Raw genomic sequence first — 23938 nt, forward strand, 5'->3', positions numbered from 1 at the left:
CAAATATCCAGTCATTAAAGGCCATAGAAACTCCGCCAAAGCTTCGATAAGTTTTGCTAAATCTACTCCAAATATCATTTTATATCCTCAATGGCTAACAGCGCCATATATGGACGTTGTCCATAATACAATCGCACATATCTGGACAAAAAGTCAAGATAACTCTATAATAAGGCAAAAGTACGGTTTTTTCAACTGCTAAATGGCTTTAGTTTGGCCTATAAAAGATTTCCGCGTAGCACTATATTGAGGTGGTCAATATGGAAAAAAGAAGTGCCGCGCAGAAATTCCACCCAAATCCTCGAGCAAAGTTAATGGATCAGGTGCGAGAAGTTTTGCGCTATTACGGGTATGCATACACCACAGAAAAGAGTTATTGTAACTGGATTCTACGCTATATCCGATTCTATGGTGGAAGAACACATCCTAAAGAGATGGGAGCTCATGAAATCGAGCGGTTTCTTTCTTATCTTGCCAGCAAGGAGAAAGTTTCTAAATCCACTCAAAGTCAGGCACTTAATGCCTTGGTGTTTCTTTACAAGAAAGTTCTGGATATTCATCTTGCTGATGATATCGCCCCCTTACGAAGCAAAAAGCAACGGCGGGTTCCCACGGTCATGTCTCAAAATGAGGTGCAGCGTTTATTTGCAGTAATGGAAGGAAAGCACGCTTTTATGGCCAAGCTGATTTATGGGGGAGGGCTTCGCCTTATGGAATGTGTCCGAATGCGGATTCATGATGTTGATTTTGACCAGGGGCTCCTTTTTATTCGTGATGGTAAAGGTGGTAAGGATAGAACAACATTACTGGCAAAAAACCTTCAAGAGGAATGTCGTTATTGGATTCAGCGTTCTGAGATGATGTATCAAAAAGACCTGCAAGAAGGATTTGGTGAGGTGTATATTCCCGAGGCACTTGCCAGGAAATATCCACAAGCCTCAAAAAGTTTGGGCTGGCAATGGCTTTTTCCTGCCCAGAGTCGTTCCCGGGATCCTCGCAGTGGAAAAGAGAGGCGACACCATGTCGATGAATCAGGCTTGCAAAAAGCCCTGAAGCGGGCGGTTGTTAAGGCTGAAATCAGGAAGAGAGTCAGCTGTCACACTCTGCGGCACAGTTTTGCCACCCATATGCTTGAGAATGGAGTCACTATCAGAGTTCTCCAGGAATTACTTGGTCATGCTGATGTGAAAACAACAGAGATATATACCCACGTTCTCAATCAAGATATCCGAAACCTGAAAAGCCCCCTAGATATCATCACGTAAATCTCAAGAATCGGTACCATTTCTTTACCCAATATACTTGACCAGAGAACGACTCTCAATGCGATATTTTTGTAGATATCCTCAGTTTTTTATCGTGTTATCGCTCCCGTTAAGTACTTAGAGGCTGGCATTTGTTTTCCTTACCTACCAAGACTAGAACCTGTATTAACGGCTACTCTATTCCACAACAATGGCTTGAGGCGAAAGCTCTCACTGTGAAAGGCAAAAGTTTTGAAAAGTTGCGCCGGGTCAATATGCTGAATATCATCAAGCTTACCGGAGAGCTTCTCGTCCCCCATCTCCATTGAGCCCAGCTCACCGAGATGCCCATGCAGCACGCCATAAAGATACCTCGACAAAACAACGGCCACGGTTTTTCTATTTGTACTCACGGAGATCTCTGTTGATCTCGCTACCTATCATTTAAGAAAGCCTTGTCCGGAATATTTTCAATGTTTACGCACTCTTTAAAAAACCGATGTGCCAGCATACTTCTTTTGCCACAGGCTACCCGGCAGACTACAAAATCCCCAGATCATCTCCCTATCAGGAGCTTCTCCCTTCACTCATCATCATGATGAGAGCTCTTGATGTCTTCACGAAAGGATTTTAGCCAAGAAGGGGGCTGTAATTCGATTCAATTCTTGGATGATTTTCCCTGAGTTTTCGTGTAGAATCTATGCGAGATGTTTTTCGCCGGGGGATGTCCTCCCGGACGTATTGAGGAGGTTGGTACCTATGACAGCGATCGAGACCAAAGAATTCTGTAAGCTCATGAAAGGCGATGCTTTTCTCCTGGACGTTCAGACATCGGACGACTACGCAGAGGCTCACATCAAGGACGCCTTCAATATTCCTGCTGCGGACGTGGCGGACTGCACCGACGATCTGCCCTCAGACCAGAAGATTTTGGTGGTCTGCAAGGACGGAGAGACCTCTCCATCCGTCGTCGAGACCCTGAATTCAAAGGGGTTTGACGCCGGCTTCCTCAAGGGAGGAATCGAAAAAGGCTGGGTTGCTTTCAAGCTTCCCACGGTGCATTCCTGCGCCACCTGAGGCTAAAGTTTTTAGGGCCCCCAGGCTGGGGGTCCATCATTTCGTCTGAGACCCAATATGTGGGTCGGTTGTCGAGGGGTACGGTTATCCGAACCCCTCGTGTCGTGGTAGTCCATGTTTTTTCGGACGTTTCTTTAAGGAGGTTATTATCCCTATGTCACGCGTCGCCATCAAAGGTTCCGCCTACTGTCTTCAGCACACCCCCGAACTGGGGCTTCACTATGGAAATACACCCTACGTAGAGCGCCACACTCACGGAGAGACCGAGTATCTGAAAGCCCTTCCCAAGCATATTCAAAGTTTTGATGAAGCCACGAGCTATGCCCCCAACATGGCCTATATCGGCACCCTTCCTCTGGAGGAGCTGGAGAAACAGGCCACTCCCATGTACGAAAACCGGATTTCTGGAGCCAACCGGACTGGATCCTTCGGTGAGATCACCCCTGAGGACGAGTTTCTTGGTCTTATGGACATCTGCGATGTTTTCGATCTGGTATGGTTGGAAAAGGGCTTTGCTGCCTCAATTCGAGAAAAACTGGCAAACCACGATATGGTCACCGAGTCCATGATGGGACGTCTGGAGGCCGGCCGTGAGATAGCCGAGATCGAGGCCGAATGTGACGAAAAACACGGTGGTCTTCCTCTCTACCTGAACGGCTCGGTGGTAGGCTGTGTTCGGCGGGGGCACGAGGTGGACGAGAACCTGAGCGCCCACGTTCTGATGGAGAACATCGCCAGTAAAACGAGCTCGGTCATCGCATTTCTCTATCTTCTGAAGAACTCCGGGATGAACCCCTCCGAGGTGGATTTCGTCATCGAATGCTCCGAAGAGGGAGCGGGTGATATGTGCCAGAGGGCAGGGGGAAACTTCGCCAAGGCCATCGCCGAGATTGTCGGCTGCTCCAACGCCAGCGGCTGCGATGTTCGGGGCTTCTGTGCCGGTCCGGTGAACGCCATGATAGCTGGCGCCTCCCAAGTAGCCGCAGGAACTCGCTCCAACGTGGTTGTTCTGGCTGGCGGTGCCGTGCCCAAGCTGTACATGAACAGCAAGGATCACGTAAAGAAGGACATGCCCGCTCTTGAGGACTGCCTGGGCAGTTTTGCCGTCCTTATCACTCCCTGTGACGGAACAAGCCCGGAAATGCGCCTGGACGCCATAGGCAAACACTCCGTTGGCGCGGGAGCCTCTCCCCAGGCCGTGACTCAGGCCCTGACCTGGGAGCCTCTCCAGAAGGTTGGCCTTGGTCTGGGCGATGTTGACAAGTTCGGCGCCGAGCTTCATATCCCGGAGATCACCCTGCCCGCAGGAGCGGGAGACGTGCCTCTGGCGAACATCAAGATGATCGCTGCTCTGGCGGTTATGAAGAAGTCCATCGAGAAAGCCGATATGATGACCTTCGTCAAGGATAAGGGGCTTCCGGGCTTCGCCCACACTCAGGGACATATCCCCGCCGGTGCGCCCTTCATCGGCCACGCTGTACAATGGATCGCCGATGGAAAGATCAAGAGAGCCATGATCATCGGAAAGGGTAGCCTCTTCCTGGCTCGCCTCACCAACTTGGCTGACGGAGCCTCCTTCCTCATCGAGGCCCCAGCTGCTGCCTCGGCGACCGCGGTCAGCAAGGACGACGTGAAGAGCATCCTTCTGGAGGCCCTCTCCGAGATCTCCGACTCCCTGACGAAGTAGCAGGAGGTGGAGAACCATGTCTGACGTTAAAAAACTCATCGGTCAAGCCCTTTCGGAGCTTGTGGACGCCGCTAAAACCGGCGGTCCCAGGGTTTCCGTGGGGCTTATGGCTACCGGAAGCGAGCATGGACCTGAGGAGCTCGCCAGGGGCGGACGTCTGGCCCAGCAGCAGAATCCGGGAGTTCAGGTGGTCATGATCGGTCCCAAGTTCTCGGGCTACGACGACCTGAAGTGGATCGAGACCGACGATTGCGATGCCGACGTGGCCAAGGCAATGGAGGCAGCTATCGACGACGGAACCATCGCCGGAGCTGTGGCCCTCCATTACCCCTTCCCCATGGGCGTCACTACCATCGGTCGGGTCCTCACGCCCGCCAAGGGCAAGGATATGATCGTGGCATCCTCCACGGGCACCTCAGCTATCAATCGGGTCGAGGCTATGATCAGAAATACCATCTATGGCATAGCGACAGCTAAAGCCATGGGTATCGCGAATCCCACGGTGGGCATCCTGAACGTTGAAGGCGCACAGCTGGTATTCAAAGCCCTTAACAAACTGAAGACTGGCGGCTACCCCGTTACCTTCGGAGAGAGCCTTCGGGCTGACGGTGGATCGCTGCTTCGGGGAAACGATATCCTGGCTGGTGCAGTCGATATCTGTGTCTGCGATACCCTGACGGGAAACGTGTTGATGAAGATGTTCTCGTCCTTCAACACGGGTGGCTCCTATGAGGCTTTAGGCTGGGGCTACGGTCCCTCCGCTGGCGAGGGCTGGAACAAAATCATATCCATCATATCCCGGGCCTCCGGGGCCCCAGTTATCGCCAACGCCGTGGCCTACAACGCCGCTGTTGCCCGTGGAAATCATTCGGCTATGGTTGCCGACGAGGTGGCCATCGCAAAGAGAGCTGGCCTGGACAAGATTATCCAGGGAGTCCTCCCCAAACCCGAGTGTTCCGAGGAGGTTGCCGCTCCACCGGTGGAGCCCACCGACGAGGAGATTCACGGCGTCGACGTTCTCTCCATCGAGGACGCCGTTCGAGAGCTCTGGAAAAACAAGATCTACGCCGAGTCCTCCATGGGTTGCACCGGGCCAGTGGTCAAGATTCCTGGCAAGCACATGGACCAGGCGAAAGAGCTTTTGGCGGCCGCTGGATACCTGTGATTTGAGACCAAGACAAGAAAAAGGAGCGAACGGTATCGTTCGCTCCTTTTTCTTACAGGTGAGCAGACGGGGGAATCAACGTCGTTTCCCGTCGCTGTTTCGCCAGAAAAGCCTGAGAGGCACCCCGTCATAATCCCCAAGTTTTCTGAGCTGGTTCACCATGTGGTTGTGAAACCCCTTGGTTACAATCTCCCGATCGTTCACAAAAAAGACAAAGGTAGGGGGCGCTACGTCAGCCTGGGTGCAGTAGTAGATCCGAAGCAGTTTGCCCCTCTTGTCGGACGGAAGTCGTTCGAAGGCCAGAACGTCACGAAGAAGACCGTTCAGCTTGGTGGTCGCGACTCTGCCTCTACGCCGCTGGGACACCTCTATGACCGCATCGGTGAGTTTGGCACCCAGCCCCCGGCCGGTTTTTGCCGAGGAGAATATCAGCGGAGCATGACCCACGAAGGAGAGTTCCTCCCGGACGTGGTCCCTTTTCTCGTCGCCCAGTCGTTCGCTCATCCCCTTGAGGAGATCCCATTTGTTCATCACCAGAACGATGCCTTTGCCCCGCTCTACCACTGCGGAAGCCAGTTTTTTGTCCTGATCGGTCACCCCTTCTGCCCCGTCCATAACGAGCAGGGAGACGTCGCAGCGATCAAGACTTTCCATAGTCCGAACAAAGGAGTAGTATTCGATGTCGTCCTTAAAGCGGCTTTTTCGACGAAGCCCGGCCGTGTCGATGAGTCTCATTCTGATGCCATCGTCCAGCATCAGCAGCGAGTCGATGGAGTCCCGAGTGGTCCCGGGGACATCACTGACCAGGGATCGGTTCTCTCCCAACAGGTGGTTCAGGATACTGGATTTGCCTACGTTGGGACGGCCGACCAAGGCCACCCTGATCTCGTCCTCTTCTTCCTCCGGCCTAGCCTTTTCAGGAAGGAGCTCGACGATGCGCTCCATCAGGTCGTCCACACCACGGGCGTGGATGGCGCTGACACCCACCACGTCCGAAAAGCCCAAAGCGTAGGCGTCGTAGACAAGCTCGTCGAACTTCATGTCGTCCAGCTTGTTCACAACGACGATCACCGGCTTAGGCGCGCCTTTTCGGACAACCATCGCTATGTCCTCGTCCATCCAGGTGATCCCCTCCCGACCGTCGATGGTCAAGAGGATAAGGTCGCTTTCCTCCATGGCTTGAAGGATCTGCTCCTTCATGCCCTCCATGATGGGGTCCTCATCCCGAAGAAGCAGTCCTCCGGTATCCACCAGATAGAATTTTTCATCGCGCCACTCGACATCGCCGTACAGGCGATCCCGAGTCACCCCGGGGACGTCGTCCACTATAGCCCGACGCTCTCCGATCATCCGGTTAAACAGGGACGATTTGCCCACGTTCGGACGTCCGACGATGGTCACTATTGCCATGTATATCCTCTCCTTAATCGGTCCAGACGGTCACCTTCGGATAGACTTTTGATCCTATAGCGAACCGTGACGCCATGACGTTTCTCAGCCGGCCCAATCCCGGCGTGGCCACCCAGAGGCGGTCCTCTCCGGGATCAGGGTCCATGACGTCCAGAGATGTTCCGGCAGCTTCAGCAGCCAGGTTGGCCTTATGATCCGCCAGGTCGGTAATCTCAACGAGGTAGCGGTACGGCGGCAGTTCGAGTTCCCGGCGTTCTGCCAGCTCGTTTTTCCAGAAGGCCTCCCAGCCCAATCGAAGGGCAGACTGCCACCCTTTGCCGGGGCGACGGCTTTGAAGTAATACGGTCCGGTTTTCTGGATTATGCCCCCGCCAACAGGATTCACACACTATGGAGTAGGCCCGCCACCTCGCATCGTGGTCGGGTCGCCAGGACTCGCCATCTCCATCGATCCAGCAGACCAGGTCCACGATAGACAGGTCGCACAGTTCGAGCGCTCGTCTGGTTCCAAGGACGAGACCGCCTTCTTTCAGGGCTTTGATCCGTTCTCGTCTTTGTGCGATCCCTCTCGGGTCTTCGGCAGTCCAGAGCAGCATCGTTTTTCCTGATACCACAGCTTGAGCTATCGGAACCAGGGCTTCCAGACCCGGCCGACGGCCCGTGATCACCGCTCCACCGCAACAGGGACAGACGTCACTCCATGATTCTTCCCGTCCGCACCGAAGACATCGGACTCTGCCGTGACGGAGTCCCATGGAGCCACCGCAGAGACACTGAAGGGGACGTCCACAGTCATCACACCGAAGATCTCCAAGATAGCTTTTCCGATCCAGCAGCCAGAGAGCCACGCCGCCCCGGCTTACCGTCTCCACCGTTCGAGAGAGAGCTCCTTCCGACAGATGGAGTCCGTCGGACGCTCCATCGATCGCTGCCTCGTGGGCCCGGTTCACGTCGATCAGGACAAGCCGAGCACCTGGCTTCCGTCGTTCCTCTTTGGGTGCAATCTCCCGCATGACCCGAGATGAGGGGAGTCGCCCTCCCAGAAGGAGCTCAGCACCCCACTCCCGAGCCATCCTGGACAGGACACTTCGAGCATGGAGTTTAGGATGACGCTGGAGCCTGTAGGCATCGTTGCTCTCCTCCTCTATGATCACGACATCAGGACAAAGGGGAGCCGCCATCACGCCAGGGCCTCCCACGACAAAACGGACCAGCCCGTCCCGACAGGCAAGCCACGCCTTTCGTCTGGTCGTTCCATTTCCCCGAGGCCACAGGAGTCCCCCAGAGATCCCTGAGCGTTCCAAATCCTTGAAAAACGCTTTGGCCCGTTCGATTTCGGGAAAGGCGACCACAGCTCGGCAGTCGGGATCGATCAAGTAAGTTTTATACCGTTCAAGGCGATCGTCATCGAGCCACCTATAGCAGGTATTGACGGAGAAGCGTCCCTTACGCTCATTCATCTTCTGAGATTGAAGCGGTGGAACGGCCTCCCCCTTAAGGACGGAGCCAGGCAGCATGACGGACAGAGCCAAACCAACCCCGCAGAGAAAAGAGCGCCCCACCCACTGGGTGAGTTGCCAAATAGGAAGGGAGATCACCGGACGTTCGTCCAAAACATCCAAAATCGGACGAACTTGTGCCTCAGGCCACGAAGAGATCGAATCGCCTCCCAGGACGAAGCCAACCCGAACGCCCCGTCCCACGGGAACCCGAACCCGAGTTCCTGGCTCAAGGGGTAGAGACGACCGATATGTGAGATTAGACCACCACGGGCCTGGAACAACGACCTCGGCAAACCAAGTCACGATCAATCATCGTTTCGAAGAGCCAAAACCCGATCCCAGATTCCACGAGCCACCAGGTTCTTGGGCCCTTCGACCTCGGTGGTCCTTCCGAAACGATCATAGAGGCTGACCCGATTGGTATCGCAACCAAAGCCACTTCCGGGTTTGGTCAGGTCGTTGGCCACGATCAGGTCGAGATTCTTACTTCGAAGCTTCTTCTCAGCATTTGCTTGAAGGTCGTCGGTCTCGGCAGCAAAGCCCACCAGAATCTGATCCCGAGCCTTCATAGCTCCCAGTTCCGCAGCGATATCGGGATTCTGGACCATCGCAAGGGTCATCTCCGACCGTCCCTCCCGTTTGATCTTGCGCTCTGATCGTGAAGGGAACCGATAATCTCCCACAGCGGCGGCCTTGACCATGACATTGCTAGCGGCCATACTACGAACACAGGCATCTCTCATCTCCAAAGCCGTCGCAACCTGAACGACACGGACGCCCCGGGGCGACGGCAGAGAGACCGGACCGGAGATCAACGTCACAGAGGCACCTCGATACCAAGCGTCCTGAGCCAGGGCATAGCCCATTTTCCCGGTACTCGGGTTAGAGATGAACCGGACCGGATCCAGATATTCCCTGGTGGGACCAGCGGTTACGGTCACGGTCATTCCAGCCATATCCTGGTGAGTGAGCACCCGACGGACTTCGTGAACAACGCCGTCCACCTCGGGCAGACGACCGGCTCCCTGATACCCACAGGCCAGATCGCCGTCGTCGGGGTCGATAACCCTGTACCCCATGTCCCGAAGAAGCGCCAGATTGCGAACCGTCGCTCCATGATGGAGCATGTTCACGTTCATAGCGGGGAAAACCACCACCGGCGCCCGCGTCGCCAAAAGTATTCCGTCCATGAGGTGCTTCCCATGACCTGCGGCCAGACGGGCGGCGCTCTCAGCTGTACACGGTGCCACGACCACGGCGTCGGCCCACTCAGCGAGGTGAATATGAGGAATGCTCCCGGTCTCGTGGTTCAGGTAGTCCCCATCGCCCCAGACCCGATTTTTCGAGAGGGTTGCCAAGACCATAGGACTGACAAAAGCTCGAGCGCTTTCGGTCAATACCACGATGACCTCCCAAGCCGACTGGACAAAACCCCTCACGATGTGAGGGGTTTTGTATGCAGCGATACCACCGGAAATACAGAGAAGAATTCTAGGAGGCCGATTCGGGCTCATCATCAGACTCATCATGCTCAACCGGGGTAATTCGTTCGTTGGGCACCTGACCGTCTACGGTAATGGTCAGATCGTTGTACTCCAACTCAGATAAGGCCATAGAGATGACCTTTTCAGCCTTGCCGCTCTCTGCAGTACCCCGGCTCCTTTTGTCCTCGCTGAGAGCCCTCGCCCGAGCGGCGACGACAGTTGTGAGTAAATATTTGTTAGATATCCCTGAGTTTTGTTGAATCCTGTCGATGTCAAAAAATTTCATCTGTACGCTCGCTCCCTCTTTAGGATCTGCCAGCCCGACAGGCCATGATGATCGTCTCCAGCTCGGAGACCGCTCGTTCCAAGTCGTCGTTGACCACCACGTGGTCATAGCGATTGGAGTACTCAATCTCTTCCAGAGCATTCTGAAGCCGGAGAGCGATGGTACCCTCGTCCTCCGAGGCTCGTTCTCTGAGACGACGTTCCAGTTCCTGAGAGGACGGCGGCTTCAGGAACACCGATACCGTCTGAGGACACTTCTCCAGGACCTGCAGAGCACCCTGAACGTCGATCTCAAGCACTACATCATAACCTTGAGCAAGCTCCCGACTTACGTCGTCCAATAACGTGCCGTAATAGTTGCCATGAACCTGTGCCCACTCCAGAAAACGACCGTCATCGATCAGACGCAAAAACTCAACATCGTCCATAAATCTGTAGTCAACCCCATCCTGCTCCCCAACACGAGGAGCTCGAGTGGTACATGATATGGAAAAACTCAACCCTGACACCCGCCGGAAAAGCTCTTTTCGAACGGTGCCCTTACCGGCGCCGCTAGGCCCCGAGAGAACCACCAAGGTTCCCCACCGATCATTCATCGACGGCGTCCCCAGAAAAACGATGCACGATGGTCTCGGGCTGGATGGCCGAGAGAATGACGTGGTTACTGTCGGTCACTAAAATAGCTCTGGTCTTTCGCCCTTGGGTAGCATCCACCAGACGGCCGTTCTCCCGGGCCTCTTCCTTCAACCTCTTCATCGGAGCCGACGCCGGGTGGACAATGCTCACAACCCGTTCAGCCACCACCATATTGCCGAAACCTATGTGAACCAACGTCTGCGCCATCGACGATCACTCCACGTTCTGAACCTGCTCCCGAATACGCTCCAGGATCGTTTTCCCCTCAACGACAAGCCACCGAACATACGCGTCGGCGACCTTCGAGCCCATGGTGTTAATCTCCCGATTCATCTCCTGAAGCAGAAAATCCAGCTTCCTTCCCCGAGAGCCGCCGCCGTTCAACAGGTTGACGAATTGTCTGAGGTGGCTCTCTGTTCTGGAGATCTCCTCGGAGATATCCCATTTATCCGCAATGACGGTGAGCTCCTGAGCCAGACGCCCCTCGTCCAAAGAGCAGGCATACCTCTCTGCCGCAGCCTGTACCCGATCCCTCAGGCCTTCGAACGCAGCGTCAGCTCCGTCTCGCCACTTGTCTCCTATCTGACGAAGTACAACCGAATAGTTATCCAGAAGTCCCGAGATGTGGCTCATCAAGGCCTCCCCTTCAGTCTCCCTCATTGCGATCAGTTCGTCCAGTCCACGATCAAGGAGTGGCATGACGACAGGAGACACCCGCTCCTGAAGAGTAGCCCCCGATAGGGGAGATTCCACGACGCCGGGTAAACTCAGAAATCCGTCGATCGCGATAGGCTCCTGAACGCCAGGAACTGCCGCATCTTGAACCTGACGTACGTACCCCCGAAGGGTTTCAGTGTTGATACATCCCATTCGAGCCTCCGATGTCCAGGCCAGATCAACTCGAACCTGAACCTTGCCTCGACTCAACCGTTTGCGAATTGCTCTCTGGATAAGAGGCTCCTCAGAGGACAACTCCCGACCAGTCTTCACAAAGATCTCCAGATATCTCGAGTTCACCGACGACAGTTCAATGGTGAGAGTTCCCCAGTCCTGATCCTTCGAAACCCGACTAAATCCTGTCATGCTCGTCAACACGTTTGGAGAATCCTCCTTCACAAGACTCTCTCGCAACAAAAAACCTGTCCTCAATTGCGAGACGACAAAAAAAGCGGGGCCTCCAGTTCCCCTGCCAGGAACCTGAGCCGCCACTCCCTCGACGGGCTTCACTATCGCCATCAAGACCCCTTGAAGATTGTCAGACAGCGTCCTCCATGGCATGAAGTGAGCGGCTAAGTTCCTGGAGAAAGGCCGCTCTGGCTTCTTTAGGTCGAGCACCAGCGAAGAGTTGGGGATCTAAAGGAGCTCCAAATCGGACGGAGACAGGATTCCAGCGAATAAAAGTCGCTCCTATAGGCATTGCCTTAAATGTTCCGGCAATGTAGGCCGGTACCACAAGCGCTCCTGTTTTGAGAGCCAAGAGAGCGACTCCACCTTCAAGGGGTTTGAGGCAACCGTCCTCGGAGCGCCCTCCTTCAGGAAAGAGAAGAACCGACTCCCCTTCCTCCAAGAGCTGAAGGAAGGATTTCAAAGCACCACCAGCACTCTGAGAGGTCTGACGACTTACCGGTATAGCTCCCAAAATACCGATAAGCCATGCAAAGAGACGAGAACCCTGAAATAACTCTGCCTTGGCCAGGTATCTCAGTCTTTGGGGATACGCAGCCCCCATCACCACAGGATCTAAGTTACTGCAGTGATTGGCCACCATGATAATCGGTCTGGTTCTTGGGATATTGCTGCGTCCTCGAATCGAAAGCCGATTATGCACCAAAAGAAACAGCCAACAGAATCTTCGAACGAGCTGATACACAAGAGCCCTACCCATGGGAGACCTCCAGAGCCAGGCTTACGATTACTTGAACGACCTGATCAACACTCAGATTTGACGAATCCACGACCACAGCATCCTCAGCTTTCCGAAGGGGCGCACAAGCCCGTTCCCGGTCAGCTAAGTCTCGTCGCTTCATATCCTCGAGTACCGACTCAAAAGAGAGATCGTCCCCCTTGGCTTTTAACTCCTCCCAACGACGACGAGCTCGTATGTCCTCAGATGCAGTGAGAAATATCTTCAACGGGGCGAGAGGAAAAACCACAGTTCCCATATCACGACCATCGGCAACGAGGCCTCCGTTGAGTGTCTGCTCCCTTTGAATATCCAAAAGTTTTTCCCGAACGGCGGGCAAAGCCGAATAGGCCGAAGCCAACCGACCAACATGAGGGGTTCTAATGAGGTCTGAAGCATCCTGAGCATCGACAAAGACCCTGTTCTCCGAGAGAGTCACCGATATAGACCGCAGCGACGACAAAAGGACATCGCTCTCCTCGGGGAGGACGCCTTGAGCATCCAAGGAATAAGCTAGGGCCCGATACAGGGCCCCCGTGTCCATGTAGGGTATCCCTAAAGCGAGCGCGACTTTTTTAGCTACAGTACTCTTGCCGGCACCGGCAGGACCGTCCACGGTGACGACCAGATTGTGCAATAGCATGGGCGAGACCACTACGCCTCCAGGAGCTCCATCTCCTCGGAGACCTTGTCCATAATGTCCACCAGCTCGGACAGATGTTGCTCAGCGGAGTCCGCCAACCCCAATCGGGCCAGAGCCTCCTCCGAGACAGAATACTGAAGCCCGTCGGCACCGCCACTCACGCCCAGCATAAGGATCATTGAGTTCGCCACGTGGATGATGTCTACTATGCCTCTATACGCTGAGAGCTCTTCGGGCAGCTCCTCGGGAGTATACTGATACTCAACAGCCACCTTGTGAGACTCAGGCAAATTCCATTTATCCACCAACATTCCACCGACTTGGGCATGATCAAAGCCTAGTACCATGCGCTCGGCCTCCACGAAAGGAAGCTTATCGGTATCCACAATGCGGACGATGATCTGATACCCAAATTTGATGTAATCGTTCAGGACGATTTTCCCTATAGCATGAAGCATTCCAGCGATATAGGCTTCCTCTGGCGGACAAACCTTCGTCAGTTCTGCAATGTATTGAGCTGCGTAGGCCACACTGAGAGAATGCCTCCAAAGATCGCCCCGTTCCAGAGCATACCCAGTGAAGGCGTTGTTCATTCGTTGATAAAGAGTGGCTGCAATGACCAGGTTTTTGATAGTTTTATACCCAAGCAGAGCCACTGCTTCCTGGATGTTTGAGATCCGTCGAGAGACCCCATAAAAGGCCGAATTCGCTAACTTTAAGGTACGAATCACAAGTCCTTGATCTTTGGACAAGATAGCAGCCACGTTTTGGGCACTGCTGTCTGGATTATCCAACATCTTCAAGGTCTCTAGCACAAATTGAGGGAAAGATTTGACTTCCTTCAGCCGGCTGAGAATACGATTCTGTATCAGCTCTCTGGTTCGTTCATCCATGCACCCATCTCCTGCCTTGAACTTAGACCGTTCCTCCATGGCGTATGGCGTTCCATAAACGCTGGAGATCCATTACACGATATCCCCCTGGTTGCACTCCCTGCATCTCCATTGTACCAATTTTTCTCCGAAACAGGCGATGAACAGAGAGAGAAAAAAACTCAGCCATCCGTCGGATCTCACGGTTCACACCGTCCTGAAGAACAATAGAGAGCCACAAGCCAAAGGGATCTCTGTCCATAACCTCCAAAGCACGAGGCCGAATAAGACGATTATCCAAGACGATACCCTCTCTCCAACGACAAAGGGTATCGCTGTCGGGCTTTCGATTCAAAAGGACCTCGTAGGTTTTATCATACCCTGAACTGGGGTGAATAAGCGAGTGACAAAAGTCACCATCGTTGGTAATAATCAGGAGACCCTCGCTGTCCATATCCAAACGTCCCACAGGATAAAGACGAAGGGCCCTCAGATCTGGTGCAAGGATATCGATGACCGTCGGGTTGAATTTGTCCCAAACGGCACAGGCCACTCCTCTGGGTTTATTCATAACCACGTATACAGAAGACTCAAAAGCCACAGCCTGACAGTCGACTTCCACCAAATCAGCAGAGGAAATATCTCGAGCCGGATCAAAAACCACCTCACCGTTAAGTCGAACACGACCAGCCTGAAGGACTTTTTCTGCTCCCCGTCGGGAGGCAATCCCACAACGAGCCAGATACCGATTAAGCCTCACAAAACCCCTTCTCCTCTTCGTGGTGGAGTTCATCGATCTCTGCGATAGTGGGCAGATCTGAGATAGCCCCTAGGTCGAAAGTTCTGAGAAAGGCCTCGGTGGTTCGATAAAGCAAAGGAGAACCCGTTCCTCTCTTTCGACCGGCGATTCGGATCAAGCCATGACCGAGAAGAGTCTCAATAACCCTATCACATCGTACTCCCCGGATTTCTTCTATATCCGATCTGGTCGTAGGTTGATTGTACGCTACAACAGCCAATGTTTCCAGAGCAGCCTTGCTCAGGCGTACTTGCTCTCTCTCGTGGACTTCCGTAAATCGCTCAACGGCGTCAGCGACCTCAAGTACAGTACACAGGAACCAGGCACCACCAAGAAAAATCAACTCTATACCATGACCGTGCTTCTCGTACCGATCAGCCAAGAGTCGAAGTCCTTCTAGCACCTGATCCTGATCGACACCCACAGCCGCTGCCAGAGCCTCTACCGTAGCTCCGTCGGACGCTACAAAAAGGACAGCCTCAAGACGACGCAATACATCAATCTCGATATTATTGGGGTATAACGAGCACTTCTCCAAAACGTTCCTCCTGAATCAGACGAACTCGATCCCGACGAGAAAGCTCCAGAAGAGCCAGAATCGTTACCACCAACGTAGAAACCGAGGGATAGCCCCCGAGAAGGTTTGAAAGAGGGATTCCATCTTGGGGCAAACGAGACAAAACCCACTCCATACGCCGCTCTACCTGGTTTTCATCGGGAATGGGTTCGGGAATTCCGGTCAAGGGAGTATCCCAACCATCATCCAAACTTTCGGAATCACCAATGAACTTGGCCCGTACCAACGTCCACCAAGTCATCGACAAGGAGTATAGATCACCGAGATCGTAAGTAGGAGGCAAGGGATGAGGAGTACGAAAGGCCCGCAACGCCCCCCGAGCCCGGAGATCCTGAAGAACCAATGCAGCCTTTCTATACGGCCGATAGCGGGTCAGGAGCGCCTCAAGATCAATCTCAGGCGGTTCCTCCTCAAGTATTTCCTCAGATTCGGTACTCACTCTTGGCATAAGGGCCAGGGCTTTTTCGAGAACCAAACGGGCCGCCTGCACCAAAAAATTGGCAACGACGTCGATAGGGAATTCTCCCCTCCGAGCATGGTACTCACCGTACACTCGAACGACGTGGGCTACGCTGACTCTTGACGCCTCAATCTCCCGGCTCTCCAGCATATGACATAGGAGGTCCAGAGGCCCGGAAAACCCCTCTATGTCGATCTGGATCGCTCGAGTATCCCTCGGAATCAACCTACCGTGGAGACCGGTTTCGGTGGAAGACCTATGGCACTCCACACGGCGTCCATGGTCTCTCTGGCGACGGTTCGAGCCTTCCGGGCGCCTTCCCAGAGAAGCTCGTCCAAGGTCTCTTGATGAGCTTCGTACCATGTCCGCCGCTCCCAGATTGGGATCATCGTAGCCACCACGTGTTCTTTCAAGGCCTTCTTACACTGGACGCAGCCAATAGAGCCAGCTCGGCAGCACGTGGCCAGTTCCTCTTTTTGTTCATCGTCGTCATTGAAGACTTTGTGAATGTCCCAGACCGGACACTTCGTCGGCTCTCCCGGGTCGGTTTTTCTCTGCCTAGCCGGATCGGTCATCATAGTACGGAGCTTGTCCCACATCTCTTTCTCCGTATCGGCAATGTTAATGCTATTGCCGTAGGACTTACTCATCTTCCGCCCATCAGTCCCCGGAACTTTAGGGGTTGGGGTGAGTAGAATATCGGGTTCAGGGAACACTTCATTATAAAAGTTGTTGAAGCGCCGAGCGATCTCCCGGGTAATCTCAAGGTGGGCCGTTTGGTCCTCCCCCACAGGGACTACCGACGACCGATAGAGCAGGATATCAGCCGCCATGAGCACTGGATATCCTAAAAAGCCAAAAGTACTCAGGTCTTTATTCTGAATATTTACAATCTGTTCTTTATATGTAGGGTTCCTCTGAAGCCAGCCCAAAGGGGTTATCATCCCCAGAGCCAAAGCCAGTTCGGCGTGTTCCGGCACGTGGGATTGAACGAAGATCGTTGACTTTTCGGGATCAAGCCCCACAGCCAACCAGTCGAGAAAGACCTCCCTACAATTACCCAAGATCACCGAGCTATCGGCATAATCGGACATCATAGCATGCCAATCCACAATGCCGTAGAAACAGCTGTACTGCTCATCGTCCTGGAGTTTGATCCAGTTTGTTAAAGCCCCCGCCATATGACCGAGATGCAGCTTCCCCGTGGGGCGCATTCCGCTGAATGTCCTCAAACCCATAAAGACAGCACAACCCCTTCCTTCCCGTCCCCCCTCAGAGGACACATCCACCCATATCCGGCTTTTCCAGAAGGATCACATCCAATCCCGTCGCCTGTCGAACACAACCCCTTAGAGAGTCCATAGACGCCCATTCCATCTCTCCATGATCTACGACTATGACCGCCAGCCCTGACAGAACCGCATCCTGGAGATCATGGTACTTCATGTCCGCCGTCACGTACAGATCCGCTCCAGTGTTCAGAGCCTCTCTCCAGAGCTCTCCCCCCGATCCACCGCATAGAGCCATGGACGAAACCGAACGAGAGGCTCCGTACACCCGCGCCCACGTCAGACCCCATCGATCTTTGAGCATCTCAGCAACGGCGAGAGGCGACGATGACTGAAAAGAGACGACGGCTCCTGTGCCCCAGCCCTTCCCCAACAACAGCGGACGAGGAGAATTTTGAGTACAGGCCTGAACCAGAGACACGTTGGTTCCGACCGGGGAGTTATCCCAGCTTGTATGACAAGAGACCGCCGTCATTCCTCGCTCCACAAGTTCATACAAGGCCGCTGCGGTGGGAAGTTCGGGATCCAAAAACCGCAGTGGAGAAAAGATAAGAGGGTGATGAGTCAACAGACAGTCACATCCTTGATCTGCAGCCTGGCGGACTGCCTCCACCGTCGGATCCAGGGCCACTGCAACCCGGTGGATCTCTCCAGAACGGGAACGAACGCTTACCCCTCCGTTATCCCAGTCCTCAGCCCAGTCCAACGAAGCGAAGGGTTCCAGAGACAGAAGAAAATCACGGATCTGCACGGACATCTCCCCCTTCTCGATATAACACGGTTCCCTTAAGAAAAAAGCCGCTCCCGAAGGAACGGCTTGAGGTCGTGGTGGGCCCACCAGGACTTGAACCTGGAACCTTCCGGTTATGAGCCGGTGGCTCTGACCAGTTGAGCTATAGGCCCAAAGAGAAATTTATTATACTCGCTCACCCTGCCTTCTTCAAGAGAGGGCTCACCTTTCAATCTATGCTCAAAACAAGGGACCTTAGCTTATTCCACGGTCCTTATCGATGATACGTTCATCGGAACATCTCTGAACCAACGCCCCGTTCGGTGCATTTGTCCCTACCGACAGAGACATGTATACAAGGGATCCTCTCACAAAGAAGCATTCTATACCAGCGTCGTGTCATCGTCAATGTCGTTGCAAACGTTCACGACATCCATACCCGGGGACCTTGGCCTGAGATGTCCAAACGAAGCAAGGCCGAGTAGTTCTTTACAGCCTTCGTTGGGGGATCCAGAGCTACGAGGAACACTCCTATCCCCACCAGTTCGGCCTTAAACTCGTGGACCATAAGAGACATACCCGAGGCAGTGCCCCCTCCTCTCATGAAATCGTCGATGACCAGAACCCGACACCCTTGACCCAAGACCTTTGTGCCCATGTACATGGCCCGAACATCGCCGGTCTGGGTAGCAAAATGGACACAGACCGCTGGCCCGTCGCTAGCTCGATTTCTAAAACGGCAGACAGCTAAAGGAACCCCCAGAGCCTGAGCCGCAAATATACCTAAAGGGATTCCTTTCACCTCGCTGGTCACCACGACGTCGGGGTGAGTCCCGTAGAAGTCTGATGCCAGAATAAGCCCTAATGTACGAGCATATTCCGGGTTAAACAGAATGTCACTGTAATAAATGAGACCACTGGGAAGAAGACGGATGTCCTTGGAGAGTTCCCGTGCCAAGCCATCCAAAAAGTCCTCCCGTCTCTCAGGAGAAACCGCAGGGACAAAGGCAGCACCGCCAGCTCGTCCCCGATCAACCCGAATACGCCCCAATCCCTCAGAGACGATCGAGTCCTCTATGATCGAGATATCCTCGCTGACTACCGTTTTTGACACGGTAAAGTCATCAGCCAAAGCTGTCACAGAAAAGGGATGCGCCGGATTACTCAGGAAACGAGCGGTCATCTTCAACAATCGACTAATACGTTGTCCCTTCATAGCATCCCCTCACTCCATGACCAAGAGCCTTTCAACCCCGTTCAATCTATGAAGAGGAAGCAACTGTTCCTTGGAGAAGCTTCCTTGAGAATAGAGACCAAATACAGCACTCCCACTCCCACTCAATCCCCAGGCAAGGGCCCCCGATGCCTCAAGTCCGGAAAAGAGCTCGTGGTAACCGCTGTGAATCTGGGAAAGAGGGGGAAGAAAATCGTTGGGGAGCAAGCCCACCGGCTCGTTCTTTCTAAGTCTTTCTACAACTGAGTAAGCCTCCGTCTCAGCCTCTGTTTGAGAGAGAGCCCAACATGAACCGTAGTATTTGTCCAAAAGAGCGTAGGCTCGATACGTCTTAGAACGCCACCGGGGAACGAGCAGTAAACACGAGAAGGCCAAGGGAGGCATAGGGCATACGTCCTCTCCAATACCTGAGATCAAGGCCAAATCGTGATCGCCAGCCAGAAAAGGGAGGTCCGCCCCGACCTCCGTCAAGTGCTTCGGACAAACCGGGCAATCATAGCATAATTGAGCCCATCGAAACAGCGCAGCTCCATTACCTGAACCACAACCCAGGCCGGTTCCAGGAGGGACGTTCTTGGTAAGGACTATCTTGAGGGGAGGAACAGGCACACCTCGAGCTCGCAAGAGTTCCAGAACTTTCCAGACGATGTTTCGACCTCGAATCCGAATATTACAAGAGACCTCCCGATCCACGCTGCCCGGAGGGAGAGTGCCTATGCTCATGGACTCGATTCTAGGAAGACGGCAAAAAACCGAGACTACACTATGGTATCCGTCCTGACGACGGCCAACGACACGAAGGGTGAGGTTGATCTTGCCGCAACTGGGTACGACGATATTCATGGTTTACGAAAGGTTATAGAAGACTCCAAGGCTCAGAGGAAGTCGTCCGAGACGGCGTTATCGTTCACTAATTGAATCGAGACCTCTTTGGTCAGCAATTCAGCATAGCTAAAGGAGACCTTGCTATGCTGGGACTCGACGTACAGGGTGAACAACCGGGGATACGTCTCAAGGATCACCCCTCGACGTTCCTCGGTCTTTCGACGGCCTTTCGTTGCCCGATACCGGACGGTATTGCCCTTGTGGCGAGCGACTTTCTGGCGGATACTCTGGATAGACGGGGGCATTCGAGTCCTCCTTTTTCATTTATGCATGCAAGACTATAATACCTCATTGAGCAAAAAAATTCAAGTTTTTTAACCATGAATGTCATTGCTCAGTGCAGATATTCAACACGTCCGTTACACAGAGAAGGCAAAAACACCTCGTTTCTGACGTTGGGTCGAGACAGAATCGAATTCCTGAGAAAACAAAATGGCGAACCTGAACATTCTCTCTCCTGCTGAGGGAGGGGGTGAATAAATCATTCAGTAAAGCTCCCCATTCTTAAACATGGACAGCGTTATAATGAATTTTATATTTTAGTAGTTTTCTCAGAGAATAGAGACTCGGGAGGAATGTACCATAGAAGCTTCGCATAGAGGACACGACATTTCGGATAGAGTCTGGAAGTTACTGGAACATCATCTGCCCGGCAGAAAGGGACCGTTGTGAGGCAAGGCTCGAGATACCCGTCTTTTTATTAACATGGTTTTCTGGATTCTCCGTACTGGCGCCTCGTGGCGAGACCTCCCTTCCAACTATGAGGACTGTACCCATCGCCGCTTCTGCCGCTAAAAGCTCGTTGTCGATCCTGATTTTGAATGGCTCATGATTGATGCCTCTCACAGAAAAGTGCATCCGCACGCATCGGGAGCAAGAGGTGGCAATCAGGCGATGAGCCGTTGGACGTGGATGCGCAGAGAAACCGTAAGGAGCGGCATGAGTATAAGAAGCATCTCTACGAATTTCGTCATCTGAATAGAGAACGCTTTTTTGCATTTGAAACGTTGGCGCGGTATAGCTACGAGATACGCAAAGAATGCGCATCTTTTGTAGCTGCGGTGCAAATTCGTTGTTTGGCCCTGTAGGCAAATATCTCGTGACGACACTATCTAAGAGCTCTCTCCAAAGCTAAAATATTGGGCGAACATAAGCTTCTGCGGCAACGGGAACGGTACAGGGACCGCTCTTGAAGCATTGTCCATGATAGCGATGGCACCCTTGTCTGCTACAAGGGGTTCTGGAGCATAAAAATAAGTACAGATCCGTTTCCCTGTTGACGGGAAAGCTACAATAAGACATGCCTATTCCGCATGAGGAGACGGTTATACGTTTTCACTGTTCTGCTTTGTCACGTTATCTCAAAGCAGCAACTCTGACTTTGCCCCAAATACAGCACAAAACCCCGTCGTTGACGGGGTTTTGTCATGTCTTGTCAATATCAGAGATAGGGTTAAATATTGAAATGGCGGAGAGGGTGGGATTCGAACCCACGGTACCTTACGGCACACCTGCTCTCCAAGCAAGCACCTTCGACCACTCGGACACCCCTCCATATCAACGCAAGAGATTCTAGCACGTTTTATGCTCTCGTGCAAGAACTTACTCTCCTTCTCCCATGACAACATCGCGCCATTCGGAAGCGTTAAGCGAACAGGCTCGTCCCCGTCCTCGTCTTTTAGCTTCGTACAGCCCGTCATCTGCAACTTTGATCAGGTTCTCGACACTCGCCAGCTCCCTGTTCAGAGAAGCATTCATGAATGCCAGCCCACAAGACAGAGTCACGACGACTGGTATTCCGTTGAAATCAAACGGTTCTTTTCCCAAAAGATCATAGAATCGCGTAATTAGTTTAGTTGTCAGAAGCTCATCGCATTTTGGAAGGATAAAGAGAAATTCGTCGCCACCGTATCGACCGATGTGCCCAAAACCGCCCAAAAGTTTCTCAAAGAGGTTCCCCAATTTTTGCAGGACAAAATCTCCAGCTTGATGACCGTAGGTGTCGTTGATCATCTTGAAATGATCCACATCACAAATACCGACAACCAGAGGATTGCCTTTCGAACGACATAACCTCAAAGTTCGATCCAAAGAGACTAGAATCGAACTACGGTTCAATATTCCCGTGAGAGAATCAATCCTTGACAACCGGGCGATATCCTCTTTTTGTCGCAAGACTTTACGATACGCATCTAACAACCGAAGCCCCACTCGAATACGAGCCTTCAATTCCTCCGAGTGAAAGGGTTTTGCGACAAAATCGTCAGCCCCAGAGCACAGACCGTGGACCAGGGCCTCCTCACCTTTCATGGAAGTTGTCATAAAAATATAACAGTACCAAAGATCTTCTCTATCAGAGTGTTTTCGAACCTCAGCACAGATCTCGGGACCATCCATTCCGGGCATAACCCAATCAAGAAAAACCATATTCGGCCTCTGTTCAAGGATATACTTGAGGGCCTCGTCACCACGGGAACAATAGTCCACAACCAGCCTGTACTCACCCAGGACAACGGGTTCCAAAGCATCGACCAGAATCCGCCGCTCTAGCCGGGAATCGTTGGCAATCATGACTTTAAAAGGCAACTCAGTCGAAATGTCCTCCATGAACGTCACCCCTTTCGCCAAAGAACACGAGCTTTCCAGCAACGAGAGGGCAACAGAACAGCTTTCAAGCGGCTAATTCTACTGAGTCCTTATAACTATCATTTGAGGCTGATCAGACTTGGGAACAGACGCCATACTGGGATCTGGAGCAAGAACTTCGTATTTGTCTGGAGAAGATGGAGATGGCAGATACACCGAAACCGACGACGCCACTTTGGAGTCATCGCCGCTTTGAGGCGCAACAGGCTCGACTACAGGCTTAGGCTCCACTAAAGGTTTTGGATTACCATGAATAATTATTTTTTTATTTATCTCAGGTTCTTTTTTATTTTTTTGTTTGGGCTGGGATTTAGTCTTTGCGTTAGACTTCACTCGAGCCCTTTTAGGCTGAGTCTTAACCTTCGTTTTTGAACTTACCATCGGTGTACTGAGAACAGGAGACAAGTTCGACTGTCCTGACTCAACCACCGATTCGGTCATAGGCCAAGAGGCTGTCTGAGGCATTATAAGAACGGCCGTAGAGGGTAGAGACGACGTTTGAGGAACTGCGACAGTGGCGGCAGAAGAAGAAGTAACAGGATTAACAAGCGTCTCAGACACAGCAATATCGCCACGACAGGTACAGGGCACATACACCCAATGCCCATCGATATCCCGAACGACCGGGTACCCATCAGCGGTGAGGCCATATGCACCGGGGCAATCCTGAGCGACCGCCAAGGATACATAATTGTTATCATAGTCGGGTTTGGAAATCAGCAGCGGGACTGCCCCACTCAGGGCACAGGCCTGAGAGGTCAACATGACGATACCAACGACGCCTCCGAAGAGTTTCAAGATAGATACAGACTTGAACATAACAGATCACAGATTGATAGGAGCGACACGCCCCATCCACATATACCCCCACAGAGGGGCTTGAGCGGCCAGTATAGCTGTATCTCCATCGTTCCAGAGAAAACCGTTTTGATGGGCCATACAGGTCAGAGCATAGACGTTACGTTTTAACGTCGCCGCTGGAGATTCACCAGCTTTCGTACGCATCTGATACCAACTTTGCCCAGTCCAGGCATACAGAACTGCAGGTTTATCGCCCTTCCATGCCAGAGGAATTCTGGGACGGTTCAGCACCGCCATACGATCTACAACACGATTCCAACCAGCCACAGATGTGAAGTATGTGTTCGTAAGCCAACGAGGCATAGGGCTTCCTGCGCATACAGAGACTGGAGTGGTACTGGCTGTATTCACAACACCATGGGAGACGACATTATTGACAGGGGTCAGCTGTGGAACTGCGGTAGGAACAACAGATCCCACAACATAAGAGGAAGGGTACCAACCGCCACACCCGTTGGGAAGTCCGTATACCCAACGTCCCTCCAACTGAGACACGGGATATCCGTCATAGGTGACAAACCATCCTGCAGGCATGTTATAGGGACGATAC

26 protein-coding genes, 2 tRNA genes and 1 pseudogene are annotated in these 23938 nt (G+C 53.0%); 5 read left to right on the forward strand and 24 right to left on the reverse strand.

Going from position 1 to position 23938, the window contains the following annotated elements:
* Positions 1 to 260: 260 nt before the first annotated feature.
* Positions 261 to 1265: an integrase gene (locus tag CSA35_00960; protein ID PIE55406.1), complete on the forward strand. Its 1005-nt coding sequence runs from the start codon at positions 261 to 263 to the stop codon at positions 1263 to 1265.
* A 140-nt stretch (positions 1266 to 1405) separates the two neighbouring features.
* On the opposite strand, the gene CSA35_00965 is transcribed toward CSA35_00960, so the two are convergent.
* Entirely contained in the window at positions 1406 to 1603 is a 198-nt protein-coding gene (locus tag CSA35_00965; protein PIE55407.1) for a hypothetical protein, read from the reverse strand.
* A 310-nt stretch (positions 1604 to 1913) separates the two neighbouring features.
* Between CSA35_00965 and CSA35_00970 the strand changes: the two genes are divergently transcribed.
* The 3 genes from CSA35_00970 to CSA35_00980 all read left to right on the forward strand — a co-directional run bounded on the left by CSA35_00970 (position 1914) and on the right by CSA35_00980 (position 5173).
* Positions 1914 to 2321, forward strand: coding sequence for a hypothetical protein (locus CSA35_00970; protein PIE55408.1), 408 nt, complete (start codon positions 1914 to 1916; stop codon positions 2319 to 2321).
* 154 nt (positions 2322 to 2475) lie between these two features.
* The gene (locus CSA35_00975) at positions 2476 to 4008 is read left to right on the forward strand and encodes a glycine reductase (GenBank protein ID PIE55409.1); all 1533 of its coding nucleotides are present in this window, start codon (positions 2476 to 2478) and stop codon (positions 4006 to 4008) included.
* Positions 4009 to 4024: 16 nt separating this feature from the next.
* Entirely contained in the window at positions 4025 to 5173 is a 1149-nt protein-coding gene (locus tag CSA35_00980) for a glycine reductase (protein PIE55410.1), read from the forward strand.
* A 75-nt stretch (positions 5174 to 5248) separates the two neighbouring features.
* On the opposite strand, the gene CSA35_00985 is transcribed toward CSA35_00980, so the two are convergent.
* The 19 genes from CSA35_00985 to CSA35_01075 form a co-directional block, all read right to left on the reverse strand.
* Entirely contained in the window at positions 5249 to 6583 is a 1335-nt protein-coding gene (locus CSA35_00985; GenBank protein PIE55411.1) for a ribosome biogenesis GTPase Der, read from the reverse strand.
* Positions 6584 to 6596: 13 nt separating this feature from the next.
* Positions 6597 to 8387: a hypothetical protein gene (locus CSA35_00990; GenBank protein PIE55412.1), complete on the reverse strand. Its 1791-nt coding sequence runs from the start codon at positions 8385 to 8387 to the stop codon at positions 6597 to 6599.
* 2 nt (positions 8388 to 8389) lie between these two features.
* The gene (coaBC, locus tag CSA35_00995) at positions 8390 to 9601 is read right to left on the reverse strand and encodes a bifunctional phosphopantothenoylcysteine decarboxylase/phosphopantothenate--cysteine ligase CoaBC (GenBank protein PIE55413.1); all 1212 of its coding nucleotides are present in this window, start codon (positions 9599 to 9601) and stop codon (positions 8390 to 8392) included.
* On the reverse strand, positions 9576 to 9995 hold the full coding sequence (locus CSA35_01000; protein ID PIE55414.1) for a hypothetical protein: 420 nt from the start codon (positions 9993 to 9995) through the stop codon (positions 9576 to 9578). Before CSA35_01000 ends, coaBC begins: the two co-directional genes overlap by 26 nt.
* Complete coding sequence (locus tag CSA35_01005) at positions 9874 to 10449, reverse strand: guanylate kinase (GenBank protein ID PIE55415.1); 576 nt, start codon at positions 10447 to 10449, stop codon at positions 9874 to 9876. The genes CSA35_01000 and CSA35_01005 overlap by 122 nt, the downstream gene beginning before the upstream one ends.
* Positions 10442 to 10696: a hypothetical protein gene (locus tag CSA35_01010; protein PIE55416.1), complete on the reverse strand. Its 255-nt coding sequence runs from the start codon at positions 10694 to 10696 to the stop codon at positions 10442 to 10444. Before CSA35_01010 ends, CSA35_01005 begins: the two co-directional genes overlap by 8 nt.
* Before the next feature lie 6 nt (positions 10697 to 10702).
* Entirely contained in the window at positions 10703 to 11584 is an 882-nt protein-coding gene (locus CSA35_01015; GenBank protein ID PIE55429.1) for a YicC family protein, read from the reverse strand.
* Positions 11585 to 11744: 160 nt separating this feature from the next.
* Positions 11745 to 12374, reverse strand: a complete 630-nt coding sequence (locus tag CSA35_01020; GenBank protein ID PIE55417.1) for a 1-acyl-sn-glycerol-3-phosphate acyltransferase — start codon at positions 12372 to 12374, stop codon at positions 11745 to 11747.
* Positions 12367 to 13035 (reverse strand): cytidylate kinase, encoded by a 669-nt coding sequence (locus CSA35_01025; protein PIE55430.1) that lies wholly within the window; start codon positions 13033 to 13035, stop codon positions 12367 to 12369. The genes CSA35_01020 and CSA35_01025 overlap by 8 nt, the downstream gene beginning before the upstream one ends.
* A gap of 11 nt (positions 13036 to 13046) precedes the next feature.
* A complete protein-coding gene (locus CSA35_01030; protein ID PIE55418.1) occupies positions 13047 to 13928 on the reverse strand; it encodes a phosphohydrolase in 882 nt (293 codons plus the stop codon).
* A 22-nt stretch (positions 13929 to 13950) separates the two neighbouring features.
* Positions 13951 to 14667, reverse strand: a complete 717-nt coding sequence (locus CSA35_01035; protein ID PIE55419.1) for a pseudouridine synthase — start codon at positions 14665 to 14667, stop codon at positions 13951 to 13953.
* On the reverse strand, positions 14657 to 15214 hold the full coding sequence (gene scpB / locus CSA35_01040) for an SMC-Scp complex subunit ScpB (GenBank protein PIE55431.1): 558 nt from the start codon (positions 15212 to 15214) through the stop codon (positions 14657 to 14659). The genes CSA35_01035 and scpB overlap by 11 nt, the downstream gene beginning before the upstream one ends.
* A gap of 1 nt (position 15215) precedes the next feature.
* The gene (locus CSA35_01045) at positions 15216 to 15893 is read right to left on the reverse strand and encodes a segregation/condensation protein A (protein PIE55420.1); all 678 of its coding nucleotides are present in this window, start codon (positions 15891 to 15893) and stop codon (positions 15216 to 15218) included.
* Positions 15894 to 15964: 71 nt separating this feature from the next.
* Complete coding sequence (gene trpS, locus CSA35_01050; GenBank protein ID PIE55421.1) at positions 15965 to 16981, reverse strand: tryptophan--tRNA ligase; 1017 nt, start codon at positions 16979 to 16981, stop codon at positions 15965 to 15967.
* A gap of 34 nt (positions 16982 to 17015) precedes the next feature.
* Positions 17016 to 17789 (reverse strand): hypothetical protein, encoded by a 774-nt coding sequence (locus tag CSA35_01055; protein ID PIE55422.1) that lies wholly within the window; start codon positions 17787 to 17789, stop codon positions 17016 to 17018.
* 69 nt (positions 17790 to 17858) lie between these two features.
* Positions 17859 to 17935: transfer RNA gene (locus tag CSA35_01060), tRNA-Met, on the reverse strand.
* Between the two features lie 251 nt (positions 17936 to 18186).
* Positions 18187 to 18978, reverse strand: coding sequence for a pur operon repressor (locus CSA35_01065; GenBank protein PIE55423.1), 792 nt, complete (start codon positions 18976 to 18978; stop codon positions 18187 to 18189).
* Between the two features lie 9 nt (positions 18979 to 18987).
* Positions 18988 to 19839: a 4-diphosphocytidyl-2C-methyl-D-erythritol kinase gene (locus CSA35_01070; protein ID PIE55424.1), complete on the reverse strand. Its 852-nt coding sequence runs from the start codon at positions 19837 to 19839 to the stop codon at positions 18988 to 18990.
* Between the two features lie 32 nt (positions 19840 to 19871).
* Complete coding sequence (locus CSA35_01075) at positions 19872 to 20126, reverse strand: hypothetical protein (protein PIE55425.1); 255 nt, start codon at positions 20124 to 20126, stop codon at positions 19872 to 19874.
* 337 nt (positions 20127 to 20463) lie between these two features.
* Here CSA35_01075 and CSA35_01080 point away from each other — a divergent pair.
* Positions 20464 to 20784, forward strand: a pseudogene (locus CSA35_01080) (IS5/IS1182 family transposase).
* Positions 20785 to 21347: 563 nt separating this feature from the next.
* Here CSA35_01080 and CSA35_01085 read toward each other — a convergent pair.
* The 4 genes from CSA35_01085 to CSA35_01100 form a co-directional block, all read right to left on the reverse strand.
* Positions 21348 to 21435 (reverse strand) — tRNA-Ser (locus CSA35_01085).
* A 48-nt stretch (positions 21436 to 21483) separates the two neighbouring features.
* A complete protein-coding gene (locus CSA35_01090; protein PIE55426.1) occupies positions 21484 to 22488 on the reverse strand; it encodes a hypothetical protein in 1005 nt (334 codons plus the stop codon).
* 78 nt (positions 22489 to 22566) lie between these two features.
* Positions 22567 to 23346 carry a hypothetical protein gene (locus CSA35_01095; GenBank protein ID PIE55427.1) on the reverse strand — a complete coding sequence of 260 codons (780 nt, stop codon included), beginning with the start codon at positions 23344 to 23346 and terminating at the stop codon, positions 22567 to 22569.
* 6 nt (positions 23347 to 23352) lie between these two features.
* Entirely contained in the window at positions 23353 to 23922 is a 570-nt protein-coding gene (locus tag CSA35_01100) for a hypothetical protein (GenBank protein PIE55428.1), read from the reverse strand.
* Positions 23923 to 23938: the final 16 nt, after the last annotated feature.

The sequence above is a fragment of the Dethiosulfovibrio peptidovorans genome, assembly GCA_002748665.1.
GTDB classification, from domain to species: Bacteria; Synergistota; Synergistia; order Synergistales; family Dethiosulfovibrionaceae; genus Dethiosulfovibrio; species Dethiosulfovibrio peptidovorans_A.